The sequence below is a fragment of the uncultured Lutibacter sp. genome, from assembly GCF_947495725.1.
Lineage (GTDB): Bacteria > Bacteroidota > Bacteroidia > Flavobacteriales > Flavobacteriaceae > Lutibacter.
In genome coordinates this window covers 256127-270250 of sequence record NZ_CANLZZ010000002.1, presented here as the reverse complement: position 1 = coordinate 270250, position 14124 = coordinate 256127, and the positions used below count along the sequence as shown (strand labels likewise).

Genomic DNA, 14124 nt, shown 5'->3' with positions numbered 1-14124 from the left:
CATGCGCTATCTTTGTTTACTTTGTACCGTAGTTTTTACCAGTATATTATTTGCTCAAACTACTCCTAAAACATTTAAAAATCCTATCCTTACGGGGTTTTATCCTGACCCTTCAATTTGCCGTGTGGATGACACTTATTATATGGTAAATTCAAGCTTTGAATGGTTTCCTGGCTTGCCTATTCATAAAAGCAAAGATTTAGTGAATTGGGAAAAAATTGGGCACGGTTTACATCGTTCTAATCAAATAATGTATAAAGATGGTCTAAAAAATTCCAATGGAATATTTGCTCCAAGCATTCGATACCATAAAGGAACGTTTTACATTATTACAACTATGGTAGGGCAAAATGGGAACTTTATAATTACAGCTAAAGACCCTGCTGGACCTTGGAGTGATCCAATGTGGATTAAAGATGCACCCGGAATTGACCCATCACTTTTTTGGGATGAAGATGGTAAATGTTATTATACTGGAGCAGGTATTATTGACGGTTCAAATAGAGAATGGCCAGGGAAAAATGGCATATGGATGCAAGAAATTGATCCAGATAAAGGAATTTTATTAGGGAAACCAAAACAGTTAACTTATGGCCATGCATCTAATGCTCGCTGGGCTGAAGGACCACATTTGTATAAAATTAACGGTGAGTATGTGTTATTGATTGGTGAAGGAGGAACGAGTGAATTTCATGCTGTAACCATTTTTAATAGTAAAAAACTTTGGGGACCTTATATTCCGAATCACGCGAATCCTATAATGACCCATCGTCATTTAGGTTATACGTATCCTATTATTCAAACCGGTCATGCAGATTTAGTTCAAACTCAAAATGGAGATTGGTGGTCGGTTATGCTAGCAAAACGACCAGTTGATGGGTATTCAATTTTGGCACGTGAAACATTTTTGGCTAAAGTAGAAATGACAAAACAAGATAGTGGTATCACTCCAATTTACAACCCTGGAAAAGGATTGCTTCAAATTGAACAAGAAAGACCAAATTTACCTTGGACTCCTGTACCTCAACTAAAAACTATAGATGAATTTGATTCTGAAAACATAGATTTAGAGTGGAATTGTCTTAGAAATTATAAAACTCCTTGGTTTAAACAAGTAAATGGTAAAATGGAAATCAATCTACGTCCACAAACTGTAAATGAATGGAAAAATCCTTCTTACTTAGCCAAAAGAGTTAAATCTCATCATTTTGAAGCATCAACTAATATGGAATTTTCTTCAAAAAAAGAAAATGAAAAAGCTGGCCTTGTTTTATACAGAAAATCTTCAATCCATTACCAATTAATGAAAGAAAAAAACAGCATTGTACTTATCAAAACAATTGCAAAAGAAGTAAATGCAGAAAAGGGAATTAGTGAAATTATCGCTGAAAAACCTTATAGAGAAAAGAATGTTGCTTTAAAAATTATTGGCGATGGGCTAAACGCAAAATTCTATTTTGGTTCAAACAAAAATGATTTACAACAAATTGGAGATACACAAGACTTATCTAACTTTGGAGATGAAATTGCTTGGGGTTTTAATGGTACTTATGTAGGAATGTACGCTACATCATTGGGTGAAAGAAGTAAAAAGAAGGCTTTATTCAATTGGTTTGAATTTAAAAATTCAAAGTAGATTTTTATCTTTTAGAATACATATTGATGTATTATTAACAGTAAATTAGCTAAAGAACACTATTTTTGCTGCTTCAAATTAAGATATGGATTTTTCAAAGGTAAAATTAGTAGTATCAGATATGGATGGAACTTTACTCAATTCTAAAAGTGAAGTGAGTTCTAAATTTCTAAATATTTACAACCAATTAAAAAAACTCAACATTCAGTTTATTGCAGCAAGTGGAAGACAGTACTTTAGTATTGTTGATCGTTTTGATAAAAGTATTAGAAATGAAATAACCATTGTTGCTGAAAATGGCGCTTTTGCAATGCATGGAGATCAAGAATTGTTTACGTTAAGTTTACCTTCAGAATATATTACAAAAAGCATTGATACTTTACGAAAACTCAAAAATGTTTATATTGTTTTATGTGGAAAAAAACGAGCTTATATTGAAACTAAAGACAAGGCATTTATTTCAATGTTTAAAAATTATTATTCGGAATATACTACAGTTGAAGATTTAAATGTAGTTACAAATGATACTTTTTTTAAAATTGCCGCATTTCATTTTGATTGTTCTGAAACAAATATTTACCCAGCAGTTAAACATCTGGAAAATGAATTACAAGTAATTGTTTCGGGAGAACATTGGTTAGACATTTCTCATTCAAACGCCAACAAAGGCTTCGCTTTAAATATCCTTCAGAAGCAATTAAAGATTTCAAAAGAAGAAACTATGGTTTTTGGAGATTATAATAACGACTTAAAAATGCTAGAATTAGCGGATTTTAGTTATGCTATGCAAAATGCCCATACCAACGTAAAAAAAACAGCTAAATATCTTACAAAAACAAATGATGAACAAGGCGTTGAATTTATTCTTAAACAAGTTATAAACTCTAGAAAATAAGTTTTTAAAATTCTTTTGTTAACTAGTTTTTTATGTTGGATAATGGTGTTCTCTAAAACAGGATGAGATTCTGAAATAAATATAAATTAAAACGACTTTTTAAACTCTTCAATCATTAGTTGCGCAGCTTTTACTGGTGAAATTTTCGCAGAAATAATTTCTTTTTCTAAAACCGAAAGATGCTCTTTAATATTAGCTGAACCATAAAATAGATTTTTCAACTCTTCGTTAATATTATTATACATCCAATCTATTTGTTGATGATTTCTATTTTTTTGAAAATAACCATTCTCATCAACCAATGCTTTAAATTTTGAAACTTCATCCCAAACAGTATCAATTCCAATATTTTTTATAGCTGAAGCAGTACTAACTACTGGGCTCCAACCAGATTCCGACTGCGGAAATATATGTAAAGCATTTTGGTATTGTAAACGAGCCATTTCACTCATTCTAACATTATCTCCATCAGCTTTATTAATCACAACCATATCGGCCATTTCCATTATTCCCTTTTTAATGCCTTGTAACTCATCACCTGCCCCGGAAAGCATTAATAATAAAAAGAAATCAGTCATGCCATGTACAGCAGTTTCCGATTGCCCTACTCCAACAGTTTCAATTAGAATAACGTCATATCCACCTGCCTCACAAAGTAACATAGTTTCACCTGTTTTATTTGCAACTCCTCCCAAAGTGTCTCCAGATGCAGATGGACGAATATAAGCTTCCTGCATATTTGCAAGGTCTTCCATTCTGGTTTTATCTCCTAAAATACTTCCTTTAGACCGTTGACTACTTGGGTCGATAGATAAGATAGCTACCCGCTTGCCTTGTGTAATTAAATACTTACCAAAAGACTCTATAAAAGTACTTTTTCCAACTCCAGGGACACCTGTAATTCCAATTCTTATTGAGTTTCCTGATTTGGGTAAAACAGCTTGAATAATTTCTTTAGCTAATACTTTATCACTTTCTAAATTACTTTCAATAATGGTAATTGCTCTAGAAAGCAATACTCTATCTCCTTTTAAAATCCCTTCAATATAGGCTGATGCCGCTAACCTTCCTTTTGGCTTGTAATTTTTCATTAAGAATAATATAATTCATTAAAAACAATCATCAAATATACTAATAATGATAAAATCAATCATTACAATTACACGGTTTTGTTACACCAAGAAAATGAAAAATCGAGTCTAAATTTTTATATTCAAATCTAGTCGAACTCTTGTTCCCGTCTCTAAATTGGTACTAGTTGTTTTAATACCTTCAACTAAAAAAGCTCTAAACACCATATTAAAGTTATTATTTAAATTATACTTTGCCGAAATCTCGTGTCCTTTAAAATTACTTGTACGTGTCATATTTGAATTACCCCATCTAAGCCAATCATCTTGAGCAAAATAATCTATAACAGCGTATTTTTCAATATGAGCATACGTGTATCCAATTTGAAATTTTTCTAAATTATATTTTAAACTTCCTGTGTAACCGTTTTTTTGGTCTTTATAAGTTGATAATATATTTTCATTTAAATTATAATTTTTTAAATTTCTTATGAAATCAAAACCTAGTAAAAAATCATTTAATTTTATTTGAAAGCTCGAAGACCAAATAGAATAATCAAGAAAAAATGTACCCGTATCATCTGGCGTATCGGGTAATTTTGAGCCTTTTATAATTCCAGAAGCAACAATAAAGTTTTCATCACCAAGTTTAGAATCTAACTTTAATTGGGCAATAATAATATTGCTATCTTCACTAAACTTTCCTCCTCTACTTCCAGTAATAAAATATCCCATCACAGGAGAGATTTTTGAGTTATTATTAAAAGAGAAACTTTTACCAAATGAAACACCTTCTGGGTTTACGTCGTTATTCCATAGCAAACCATTTTGTCGCCAAAAAGACATATTTTGTTTCCCTAAATTAGCCCAATACCCATTATTAGATTTAATTTTCAAATAAGCCAAGTCAATCGAAAAATCATCCGAATGGAATTCTTTTCCTATTGTTATATGAGGCGATTGCTGGTTTTTAGCATTACCTGTTCTTATTCGTGCTCCGAACTGGAAACTCTTATTTAAAGTATATTGAAATCCTGCACGCAATCGGTATCTCAATCTATCACGATCATCCCTATAAGATCCATCCATTTTTCTTGAATCACGATCCAATTCAGCCCTAAATCTAAAATCGCCTATAAATTTTAAATCACTTTTTATTTCTTGTGAATATGATTTTAGAATACAAAAAATTAAAAGTATTCCAAAGGTTAAATTCTTGATAATTTTTAATCTAATCATCTATTTTCTATCTCCGAATATTCTTAATAAGAATAAAAATAGATTTATAAAATCTAAGTATAAAGACAAAGCTCCAAGTATTGCACTTTTCTCCATACTCTCTTCATTTTCAAAACCATTAATTGCAATTCGCTTTAATTTTTGTGTATCATAGGCCACTAAACCTACAAAAATAATTACACCTAAATAAGTAATTATCCAGTACATCAAGGTGCTTTCCATAAATATATTTACAACAGATGCTATAATAATACCTATTAAAGCCATAAACGCAATATTTCCAATTTTAGTAAGATCTCGTTTTGTAGAATATCCATACAAACTCATTGCACCAAAAGTACCTGCAGTAATTATAAATGTAGAAGTTATAGAACCAGACGTGTATGCCATAAAAATAAATGATAACGTTACTCCATTTAAAACTGCATACAATAGATATAGCAACATTGCTGTATTGGTTGCTAATTTATTAATGCGAGCAGAAATATACCCAACCAAAGCTATTTCACCAATTAAAAGTCCGTAAAATAAAATTTTATTACCAAAAACTATTTGCATTAGCTGCTCTGAGCCTGCAACAAAATAGGCTGATAAGCCTGTGATTAATAATGCTATTGCCATCCAGTTATAAACTTTCGTTAAGTAAACTGAAATATTTTGACTTAAATCGAGCTGTTTTTGACTAAAATCGTTATTTGAAATGTTTTCCATAGTTTAATAATTTTAATGAAAACAAAAGTAAAAATATGTATTTAAATTAAAGTGAAAATTTATATAAAATAAACTAAAAAAATAAAGAAATTTGCGTTGTAAGTATCTATTGAATTTTACGTCAAAAGAATGATAAAAAGTAAAAGAATGAAAAACCAATTAATTAAAGATAGCTTAGAAAAAGCAATTACTTATAAATCGTATAGATCTCTAATAAAAAAATTACTTATTGAAGAAAAATCTACTGGAAATATTCAGAATGATGATATGCTAAATTACAGTGCTTTAAACGACAAGCGTATGGATCGTTTAGACAAAACCATAAAAATTGCTGAAGAAACCGTATCTTCTTTAAATCAAATAAACAACAATTATATTCTTTTGGCTATAGCTGAAGGTTGGTGTGGTGATGCCGCTCAGGTTTTACCTGTAATACATAAAATAATAGAATCCTCATCTAAAATTGATTTAAAGATTGTACTTAGAGATGAAAATGAACTATTAATGAATCAATTTTTAACAAATGGAGGAAAAGCTATTCCTAAAATAATTCTCCTTGATGAAACGTATAATGTTATTAATTCTTGGGGACCAAGACCTTCAATTGCAACGCAAATGGTAAATGATTATAAGGAAAGTAATGGAGGTTTAGATGCTGAATTTAAAAAAAACCTTCAAGTTTGGTATAATAAAGACAAAGGTAAAAACATTCAAAGTGATATAATTGAGTTATTTGCAACTACAAAAGTGGAACTGATTTAATTTAACATACATTTGTGCAATAAATTAAAACAATGATTGTAGATTTTAGTAAAATTCCCGATGAAGGAAAACTTTGGATATTTCCATCGAGTAGAAAATTTTATCCTCAAGAAATTGAAGAATTAATTGAAGGTATTGGAAATTTCCTTTCAACTTGGACAAGTAATAATTCTGATTTTAATTGCGCATTTAAGTTAGAATACAACCGGTTTATAGTTGTTGCAGTGGATGATGTAAAAACCAAACTTTCTTTAAAAGCACACGATGAACTAATTGGTTATATTTTACTACTTGAAAAAAAATATAACAACATACTATTGGATAAAATAAATGTTTGCTACAAACAAGGCGAACACGTACAATACAAAGAATTACCTGATTTTAAAAAAATGATAAAAAACAGAGGTGTTTCTGAAAAAACAACAGTTTTTAACAACCTTGTCACAACTGTCGAGGAGTATAAAAACAATTGGGAAATTAATATTATGGATAGCTGGCTGGATCGTTTTTTATAAAAAAGACATTCCCATTCCAAACGACAAACTATTTAATCGCCCATTTTCGAAATTGGCGATTTTTTTTTGATGAAAATCCATACTAACTATAACACTGTACTTTTTTATTGTTGAAATATGATATCCTATTCCAACAATATTATAAGTCCCACGCTCAAATGATTCACCAAATTTAAGCAATTTCCCTACTCCTACTCTTATATAAAGCTTATCATCATCAACTTGAAAAACCGAAAATTTTGAATCCAAAAAATAAGGTACAGCCAATACTTCTAAATCGGGATGCCAATCAAATCCTAAATTAATTCCAGCAGTAAGTCTTTTAACAATATTCACATCAATTCCAGAACGTAACATTAAAGCTCTTGGAGCAATTATAGACCAATCAACTTCGTCGAAATAAGCATCATACTCACCAAAATTTTCATTTGCGGTAAATGTTGTATTGATCGTGAAATTATAATTAAAATTGTTTTGAGAATAAGATATTGAACAAATAAAAATTGCAAAAATTAGAAAAAATCTTTTCATAAAATTTATAGCTAAATGTTTGCTATAAACTCATCAATAGTCATACCGTTTTCGACGTTAAACTCACCTATTTTTGTTCTTCTTAATGCAGATAAATGCGCTCCAGAATTTAAGGCTAAACCAAAATCGTAAGCTAAAGATCTAATATAGGTGCCTTTGCTACAAACAACTCTAAACTCAACTTTTGGAAAATCTACGTTGGTTATTTCAAATTCGGTTATGGTTATTTTTCTCGACTTTATTTCAGTTGTTTCTCCAGCTCTTGCAAGTTCGTACAAGCGTTTTCCGTCCTTTTTTATAGCTGAAAAAATTGGTGGTTTTTGATTAATTTCACCAATAAACTGTTTGGTAGTTTTTAGAATTAACTTTTCTGAAATATGATCTGTTTTAAAAGTCTCATTAATTTCGGTCTCTAAATCGTAACTTGGTGTAGTTGCACCTAAGGTTATGGTTCCTGTATATTCTTTAATTTGGCCTTGGTACTCTTCAATTTTTTTTGTGAATTTTCCAGTACAAATTATTAATAATCCTGTTGCCAAAGGATCTAATGTTCCTGCATGACCAACCTTAATATTTTTAATTTTAAACTGTTGTTTAATATTCCATCTCAATTTGTTAACTACTTGAAATGAAGTCCAATTTAGAGGTTTGTCAATTAATAAAACCCGGCCATTTTTATAATCTTCTAACGTCATTATTTATTATAAAGAGTTACTGAAATTGCTATTACTCCTACTATAAAACAATACAATGAAAAGTACGATAGTTTACTTTTTTTTACAATTGCAATCATCCACTTACAAGCAAATAAACCAGCTATAAATGAGGCAATAAAGCCAACTAGTAAATATCCTATTTGATTACTTTCAAAATTAATTGAACCAGACATTACATCTTTCCCTATTTTTCCAAAAATTAATGGAACAACCATTAAAAATGAAAATCGTGCAGCTTTTGTTCGATCAATTCCCAGCAAAACTGAAGACGAAATTGTTGCTCCCGATCTAGATATTCCCGGCAATATTGCTAAGGCCTGTGAAATACCTATAACAATGGCATTAAAAAACGACACCTTTTTTGTTGTGTTTTTAGCTTTATCTGCAAATAATAAAAGCAATGAGGTAATTATAAGCATAAAACCAACTAACAATACTTGTCCTCCAAAAAATGATTCGAATTGTTCTTCAAAAAAAAGTCCTGCAAATACCGCCGGAATCATAGATACAATTATTTTTAATGAAAATTGTAACTCTTCATTCCATTTAAACTGAAACAGACCTTTTATAATTTGAAATACTTCTGCTCTAAAAATTACTAAAGTACTAAGCGCTGTTGCAAAATGTAGTACCACTGTAAAAGTTAAACTTTCATTTGGTAAGGAATCATCACCAAAAAGTGTTTTGGCTAATTCTAAATGTCCACTTGAAGAAACTGGTAAAAACTCGGTTAATCCTTGAATAATCCCTAAGATTATTGCTTCAAAATAATTCATACTTTACTTTGACGATTTTGCCATAATAGCATAAATTTCAATTCCTAAACCTATTATTACAAGTGTTGGAGCTAATCTAATTCTTCTAAAATTATATATTTCTTCGTTAAAAACATCAGGGTTATCGCTACCGCCTCCGGCCATTAAAACAAAGCCTAAACCAATAACAGCCAATCCAATTAACATTATTGTATAATTTTTTTTACCAAAAAGTAATTTACTTTTTTTCTCCTCTTTTTTCTTATTCATTTCTTAGTAATAAAGTTCGTCGGTTCTTAAGTTTAAAAAACGTTGTGTTGCAAAAAACGTACTAATCCAAGTTATTAGTATGCCCATTAAAATAATACCAGCAAATAGTATTGCTAACACTTTATAATCAGCCAATAATTCAATTTCTGGAACCATTTTATTTACATAAAAAATAAAACCTATCAATCCTAAAATAGATACAATTGCACCAAGTATACCAAGCTTTATGCTTTTCCATATAAAAGGTAAACGTATAAATCCTTTTGTTGCCCCAACCATTTGCATAGTTTTAATGGTAAACCTTTTAGAATAAACCGAAAGTCGAATTGAGCTATTTATCAATACCACAGCTATTAGTGTAAATAAAGCGCTAAATAACAACATCCAAAAACTAATTCTGTTTATATTTTTTGTTAATAATTCTATTAATGGTTTATCATAAACAACTTCTGCAACAATACTTCTATTAAGTAGTTGTTTTTCTATTTCTGCCATTGCTTCTGGTGTTACATAATCTGACTTTAAACTAACATCAATAGCGTTTTTTAAAGGATTACTTCCCAAGAAATCAATAAAATCTTCACCTATTTCTTCTGAATATTTTTTTGCAGCTTCTTTTTTTGAAATATATTTAACATCTTTTGAATATTCGGCTTTTTTTAATTCCGCTTTTAAAATTTCAACATCATTAGCTTTTGCATTTTCAGTTAAAAAAATGGTTACTGCTACTTTTTCTTTAAAATGATTTGCAATACTGTTGGTTTTCAACAAAATAAGACCTAAAAGCCCTACTAAAAATAACACCAATGCAATACTAATTATTACGGAGAAATAAGAAGAACGCAATCTTCTTTTTTGATATTTATCAAATGAATTATTCAAAAGTAATTTTTTATTAAAATACGTTGCAATATACAAATTTAACTATTAGATAGTTAATAGTAAATATGGGTTTTTAACAATAAAACTAATTAACTACTAGAATTGCTAAAATCACATTTATTACAATAGTAAACTAAAAAAAATTAAAATTATTTTTAAAACAATCCATAGTAAAAACAGAATTTGTGTACATTTAAATTATATTTTTGCAAAATGGAAACAAACAGACAAAAAAAAATAGCAGGAGTTTTACAAAAAGACTTGGCAGAAGTACTGCAAAATGCAGCACGAGACGGAATGAAGGGAGTTATTATATCTGTTACTAAAGTTAATGTTACTTCCGATTTAGGACAAGCAAAAGTGTATATAAGTGTTTTTCCTCAGTTAAAAAGAGAAATAATTTTAAAAGGAGTTCAGGAAAACACCTCGTCCATTCGTTACGAAATGGCAAAACGCACAAAAGATCAGTTAAGACGTATGCCTGAATTGTTATTTTTTATTGATGATAGTTTAGATTATATTGAAGATATTGATAATGCTTTAAAAGGAAAAAAAGAAAATCCAATTAAAAATCCGGATATTTTAGACAAACGTCAAAAACGCTAACTTGAATTTTCCTTTATACATAGCCAAACGATATTTATTTTCAAAAAGCAGCAATAACACCATAAATATAATAACTTTAATTGCTGCTATTGGAGTAATTATTGGAACTTTAGCTTTGTTCATTGTTCTTTCCGGTTTTTCGGGCTTAAGAGCTTTTAGCATTGGTTTTTTAGACACCTCAGATCCTGACATAAAAATAACATCTATAAAAGGGAAATCCTTTCTAATTAGTGATACAATTAAATCGCATTTAGACGAGCAAAATGGAATTGCATCCTATTCAAAAGTAATTGAAGAACGCGCCTTTTTCGAATTCAATAAAAAAACACACATAGCCTACATAAAAGGAGTTGACACTAATTTTACAAAAGTTACTCGAATTGATTCTACAGTTTATGTGGGTACTTGGCTAGATCCGCAAATACCTGCCGGCTCAATTGTTGGTAATGGTATTTCAAATTTGTTGTCTGTAGGTGTTTTTGATTTTTTAGAGCCTTTAAAAATTTATGTTCCAAAACCAGGAAAAGGTTACGCTATAAACCCTAAAAATGCTTTCAATCAAATTGAAACACAGCCAATTGGAGTTTTTGCGCTAACTGAAGAAATGGACAAAAAATTTACTTTTATTTCGTTAGAGCTTGCTCAAACTTTATTGAATTATGCTCCTAATCAAATTTCTTCCATTGAATTAAAAGTAACCAATTTAGACAACCGAGAACAAATTATTGAAGACTTAAAAAGCAAACTGGGCACAAATTTTAAAATTGAAACCAGGGAACAGTTAAACGCTATCTTTTATAAAATGTTAAATACTGAAAATTTGGCTTCTTATTTAATTTTTACCTTGATTTTAATTATTGCTCTTTTTAACGTAATTGGCGCCATAATTATGATGATTTTGGATAAAAAAGACAATTTAAAAACACTTTACAATTTAGGAGCTACTATTAAAGATATAAAACGTGTTTTTATTTTACAAGGTTTTTTACTTTCTGTTTTTGGATTAATTATAGGACTGTCTTTAGGTGTTATTTTGGTGCTATTGCAAAAAAAATATCAGTTATTTATGATAACACAACACCTTGCCTACCCAGTTGAATTTACGTTTCAAAATTTATTTACAGTAATATTAACAATCTTAATTTTAGGTTTTATTTCCTCAAAAATAGCAAGTAGTAGAATCTCTAAAAAACTGGTAGAGTAATATTTAAATTTCACTATTTTTGAAATAAAAAGATGAAAAAGATTACGCTACTATTCTTGTTTGCTATAACAATTACAAACGCTCAAAGTAAAAAAACAAACACATATTCAGATGAATACATAAAGTTCTCCTACCCTAAAACTTGGAAAATATCTCCCAAAAAAAATAGCTCAGACAATCTAGTAATACTATATGCAAAAAAAAGTCATAACTCTATCTATAAAATCCCTACTACAAAAATTAGTTTTTACAAAACGTTGAAAAGCGATTACATCTCTATAGATGAATATATGAACAATAGATTGTAACTACTTTTAAAAAATTCAAAAGAAGCAAAGGTTAAAACTTTAGATAGCAAATTCGGACCTTTAAAAATTGTTTCTTTTATCTTTAAAAACTACGTTTCTAATATTCATTTGGAAGGCAGAGACACTAAAATAATCGAGTATAATTTTATGCATAATAATGCTATTTACTCTATGTACTACGAAGCTACTTTAGATGAATTTGACAAATTTTTAAATATCTCAAAAGGAATATTCTCCTCAATTGAATTGTATTAAAAAGTTAAGGCTTTTTAAAAACAAACAACTTGTTTTCCGAATCACTCACAATATAAATTTTATTGTTATGTATTACAATTCCTTCTGGTTTATGCACTGGAATTGAATAACTTTTAAACAGTTTTCCTTTATTAGATATTTCATAGATTTTTTGCGACTCATCACTTACTAGCCATAAATTACCCGTTTTATTATCAAAACAAATTCCCGATAAATCATTAGCAAAATCCACTTTAAAAGAGTCTAATTCTTTTCCCTTTTTTGTAACTTTTAAAACCTCAGTTGGTGAACTTTCGTTCACTATAAAAAAGCAATCTTCTTTTTCAGAAAAACAAAGTCCTTCTAATCCGCTATTATGTTTTTTTTGACTTCCTTTAATTTTGTATTTCTTGTCTGTTTCACCAGTCGATTTTAACTTAATTAAAGTTCTTTTATTTTCGTTTACAACATATACTCGCTCATTTTTAATAGCAACTCCTTCTAAATCGGTAAAATCAGTTGCAATTTTTTCAACAACTTTTCCTTCTAATGTAGTTTTATAAACGAGTCCATTATAGTCGCTTGTAATATACAAGTGGTTGTTGAAAAAAGTTATTCCTGAGGGTTCTTGTATATTTAATTTTATCTCAGTTAAAACTGATATACTTTTTTGAGACACTAATTTACACGCGCATAAACTCGAAATAAAAACAATAATAAATAGTATTTTTTTCACTAAATAAAGTTATGCAAATTTTTGAAGTACTTCATCAAAAGTATCAAAAACATCTTGTGCCGAATCTGAAGTTACCATTTTTAATCGATACTCTTTAAAGTGAGGAATTCCTTTAAAATAATTAGTATAGTGTCTTCTAGTTTCCATAACACCAACTATTTCACTTTCTTTCCAATCAATTTCCATTTGCAAATGGCGTTTTGCCATTTCTACTCTATCGGCAATTGTAATTTCAGGTAAATGTTCACCAGTTTCAATAAAATGCTTCACTTGTTTAAAAAACCAAGGATTTCCAATACTAGCTCTTCCAATCATAGCGCCATCTAAGCCATAGTTATCACGCATTTCAACTGCTCGCTCTGGTGTATTTACATCGCCATTTCCAAAAACTGGAATATGCATTCTAGAATTATTTTTCACCTTAGCAATAGGAGCCCAATCTGCTTCTCCTTTATACATTTGCGCACGTGTTCTACCGTGAATTGAAATTGCAGCACAACCTACATCTTGCAAACGCTCGGCAACCTCAACAATTTTTATTGAATCTGTATCCCAACCCAATCGTGTTTTTACAGTAATTGGTAAGTTGGTATGTTTAACCATTGCATCGGTTAGGGAAACCATTAAATCAATATCTTTTAAAATACCTGCTCCTGCTCCTTTGCTTACCACTTTTTTAACAGGACACCCAAAATTAATATCAATAATATCTGGTTTAGATTGCTCCACTATTTCAACGGTACGTAACATTGATTCTAAATTGGCTCCAAATATTTGAATACCAACTGGACGTTCTTTTTCATAAATATCGAGCTTTTTTCTACTTTTGGAGGCATTGCGAATTAATCCTTCGCTCGAAATAAATTCGGTATAAACCACATCTGCACCTTGTTCTTTGCATAATGCTCTAAACGGTGGATCACTTACATCTTCCATTGGTGCTAACAACAACGGAAAATCATTTAACTCTATGTTTCCTATTTTTACCAAACTAAAAATTTTTGGCTGCAAATTACGTAATTTTTTAAATATCCTTTACCATAAAATTCAACTT

General features: G+C 29.7%; 17 protein-coding genes. 7 read left to right on the top strand and 10 right to left on the bottom strand.

Going from position 1 to position 14124, the window contains the following annotated elements; translation table 11 throughout:
* The first annotated feature begins 1 nt into the window (after window position 1).
* Together Q0776_RS04925 and Q0776_RS04920 are read left to right on the top strand one after the other, a co-directional pair.
* Window positions 2–1636 carry a glycoside hydrolase family 43 protein gene (locus Q0776_RS04925; protein WP_298365628.1) on the top strand — a complete coding sequence of 545 codons (1635 nt, stop codon included), beginning with the start codon at window positions 2–4 and terminating at the stop codon, window positions 1634–1636.
* 85 nt (window positions 1637–1721) lie between these two features.
* Entirely contained in the window at window positions 1722–2531 is an 810-nt protein-coding gene (locus Q0776_RS04920; protein WP_298365625.1) for an HAD family hydrolase, read from the top strand.
* Between the two features lie 86 nt (window positions 2532–2617).
* On the opposite strand, the gene meaB is transcribed toward Q0776_RS04920, so the two are convergent.
* The 3 genes from meaB to Q0776_RS04905 all read right to left on the bottom strand — a co-directional run bounded on the left by meaB (window position 2618) and on the right by Q0776_RS04905 (window position 5551).
* On the bottom strand, window positions 2618–3622 hold the full coding sequence (meaB, locus tag Q0776_RS04915) for a methylmalonyl Co-A mutase-associated GTPase MeaB (RefSeq protein ID WP_298365623.1): 1005 nt from the start codon (window positions 3620–3622) through the stop codon (window positions 2618–2620).
* 108 nt (window positions 3623–3730) lie between these two features.
* Window positions 3731–4840, bottom strand: coding sequence for a putative porin (locus Q0776_RS04910; protein WP_298365622.1), 1110 nt, complete (start codon window positions 4838–4840; stop codon window positions 3731–3733).
* Complete coding sequence (locus Q0776_RS04905; RefSeq protein WP_298365619.1) at window positions 4841–5551, bottom strand: Bax inhibitor-1/YccA family protein; 711 nt, start codon at window positions 5549–5551, stop codon at window positions 4841–4843.
* A 147-nt stretch (window positions 5552–5698) separates the two neighbouring features.
* On the opposite strand from Q0776_RS04905, the gene Q0776_RS04900 reads away from it, so the two are divergent.
* Both Q0776_RS04900 and Q0776_RS04895 read left to right on the top strand, forming a co-directional pair.
* The gene (locus tag Q0776_RS04900; RefSeq protein ID WP_298365618.1) at window positions 5699–6313 is read left to right on the top strand and encodes a thioredoxin family protein; all 615 of its coding nucleotides are present in this window, start codon (window positions 5699–5701) and stop codon (window positions 6311–6313) included.
* Between the two features lie 32 nt (window positions 6314–6345).
* Entirely contained in the window at window positions 6346–6828 is a 483-nt protein-coding gene (locus Q0776_RS04895) for an ABC transporter ATPase (protein ID WP_298365617.1), read from the top strand.
* On the opposite strand, the gene Q0776_RS04890 is transcribed toward Q0776_RS04895, so the two are convergent.
* Genes Q0776_RS04890 through Q0776_RS04870 form a run of 5 tightly spaced genes read right to left on the bottom strand, consistent with a single transcriptional unit; the run spans window position 6823 to window position 9982 of the window.
* On the bottom strand, window positions 6823–7359 hold the full coding sequence (locus Q0776_RS04890) for a hypothetical protein (protein WP_298365616.1): 537 nt from the start codon (window positions 7357–7359) through the stop codon (window positions 6823–6825). The genes Q0776_RS04895 and Q0776_RS04890 overlap by 6 nt on opposite strands.
* An 11-nt stretch (window positions 7360–7370) precedes the next feature.
* Complete coding sequence (truB, locus tag Q0776_RS04885; protein WP_298365614.1) at window positions 7371–8054, bottom strand: tRNA pseudouridine(55) synthase TruB; 684 nt, start codon at window positions 8052–8054, stop codon at window positions 7371–7373.
* The gene (locus Q0776_RS04880) at window positions 8054–8851 is read right to left on the bottom strand and encodes an undecaprenyl-diphosphate phosphatase (protein ID WP_298365612.1); all 798 of its coding nucleotides are present in this window, start codon (window positions 8849–8851) and stop codon (window positions 8054–8056) included. Before Q0776_RS04880 ends, truB begins: the two co-directional genes overlap by 1 nt.
* Before the next feature lie 3 nt (window positions 8852–8854).
* On the bottom strand, window positions 8855–9100 hold the full coding sequence (locus tag Q0776_RS04875) for a DUF3098 domain-containing protein (protein WP_298365610.1): 246 nt from the start codon (window positions 9098–9100) through the stop codon (window positions 8855–8857).
* A 3-nt stretch (window positions 9101–9103) separates the two neighbouring features.
* Complete coding sequence (locus Q0776_RS04870; RefSeq protein WP_298365608.1) at window positions 9104–9982, bottom strand: permease-like cell division protein FtsX; 879 nt, start codon at window positions 9980–9982, stop codon at window positions 9104–9106.
* A 213-nt stretch (window positions 9983–10195) separates the two neighbouring features.
* Here Q0776_RS04870 and rbfA point away from each other — a divergent pair, with 213 nt between their 5' ends.
* Genes rbfA through Q0776_RS04855 form a run of 3 tightly spaced genes read left to right on the top strand, consistent with a single transcriptional unit; the run spans window position 10196 to window position 12100 of the window.
* Window positions 10196–10588: a 30S ribosome-binding factor RbfA gene (rbfA, locus tag Q0776_RS04865; protein ID WP_298365606.1), complete on the top strand. Its 393-nt coding sequence runs from the start codon at window positions 10196–10198 to the stop codon at window positions 10586–10588.
* A gap of 1 nt (window position 10589) precedes the next feature.
* Window positions 10590–11792, top strand: coding sequence for an FtsX-like permease family protein (locus Q0776_RS04860; protein WP_298365603.1), 1203 nt, complete (start codon window positions 10590–10592; stop codon window positions 11790–11792).
* Between the two features lie 32 nt (window positions 11793–11824).
* A complete protein-coding gene (locus tag Q0776_RS04855; protein WP_298365601.1) occupies window positions 11825–12100 on the top strand; it encodes a hypothetical protein in 276 nt (91 codons plus the stop codon).
* A 259-nt stretch (window positions 12101–12359) separates the two neighbouring features.
* Here the strand turns inward: Q0776_RS04855 and Q0776_RS04850 are convergent, their stop codons facing one another.
* Window positions 12360–13070: an SdiA-regulated domain-containing protein gene (locus Q0776_RS04850; protein WP_298365599.1), complete on the bottom strand. Its 711-nt coding sequence runs from the start codon at window positions 13068–13070 to the stop codon at window positions 12360–12362.
* Between the two features lie 9 nt (window positions 13071–13079).
* Window positions 13080–14060 (bottom strand): tRNA dihydrouridine synthase DusB, encoded by a 981-nt coding sequence (gene dusB, locus Q0776_RS04845; RefSeq protein WP_298365597.1) that lies wholly within the window; start codon window positions 14058–14060, stop codon window positions 13080–13082.
* Window positions 14061–14124 lie beyond the last annotated feature (64 nt).

What these genes read in the sequence shown, in the direction of transcription:
- Q0776_RS04905 (WP_298365619.1), bottom strand. Translation starts at nt 5,551, where the DNA reads ATGGAAAACATTTCAAATAACGATTTTAGTCAAAAACAGCTCGATTTA.
- meaB (WP_298365623.1), bottom strand. Translation starts at nt 3,622, where the DNA reads ATGAAAAATTACAAGCCAAAAGGAAGGTTAGCGGCATCAGCCTATATT.
- Q0776_RS04925 (WP_298365628.1), top strand. Translation starts at nt 2, where the DNA reads ATGCGCTATCTTTGTTTACTTTGTACCGTAGTTTTTACCAGTATATTA.
- rbfA (WP_298365606.1), top strand. Translation starts at nt 10,196, where the DNA reads ATGGAAACAAACAGACAAAAAAAAATAGCAGGAGTTTTACAAAAAGAC.
- Q0776_RS04900 (WP_298365618.1), top strand. Translation starts at nt 5,699, where the DNA reads ATGAAAAACCAATTAATTAAAGATAGCTTAGAAAAAGCAATTACTTAT.
- Q0776_RS04910 (WP_298365622.1), bottom strand. Translation starts at nt 4,840, where the DNA reads ATGATTAGATTAAAAATTATCAAGAATTTAACCTTTGGAATACTTTTA.
- Q0776_RS04880 (WP_298365612.1), bottom strand. Translation starts at nt 8,851, where the DNA reads ATGAATTATTTTGAAGCAATAATCTTAGGGATTATTCAAGGATTAACC.
- truB (WP_298365614.1), bottom strand. Translation starts at nt 8,054, where the DNA reads ATGACGTTAGAAGATTATAAAAATGGCCGGGTTTTATTAATTGACAAA.
- Q0776_RS04890 (WP_298365616.1), bottom strand. Translation starts at nt 7,359, where the DNA reads ATGAAAAGATTTTTTCTAATTTTTGCAATTTTTATTTGTTCAATATCT.
- Q0776_RS04875 (WP_298365610.1), bottom strand. Translation starts at nt 9,100, where the DNA reads ATGAATAAGAAAAAAGAGGAGAAAAAAAGTAAATTACTTTTTGGTAAA.
- Q0776_RS04920 (WP_298365625.1), top strand. Translation starts at nt 1,722, where the DNA reads ATGGATTTTTCAAAGGTAAAATTAGTAGTATCAGATATGGATGGAACT.
- Q0776_RS04855 (WP_298365601.1), top strand. Translation starts at nt 11,825, where the DNA reads ATGAAAAAGATTACGCTACTATTCTTGTTTGCTATAACAATTACAAAC.
- Q0776_RS04895 (WP_298365617.1), top strand. Translation starts at nt 6,346, where the DNA reads ATGATTGTAGATTTTAGTAAAATTCCCGATGAAGGAAAACTTTGGATA.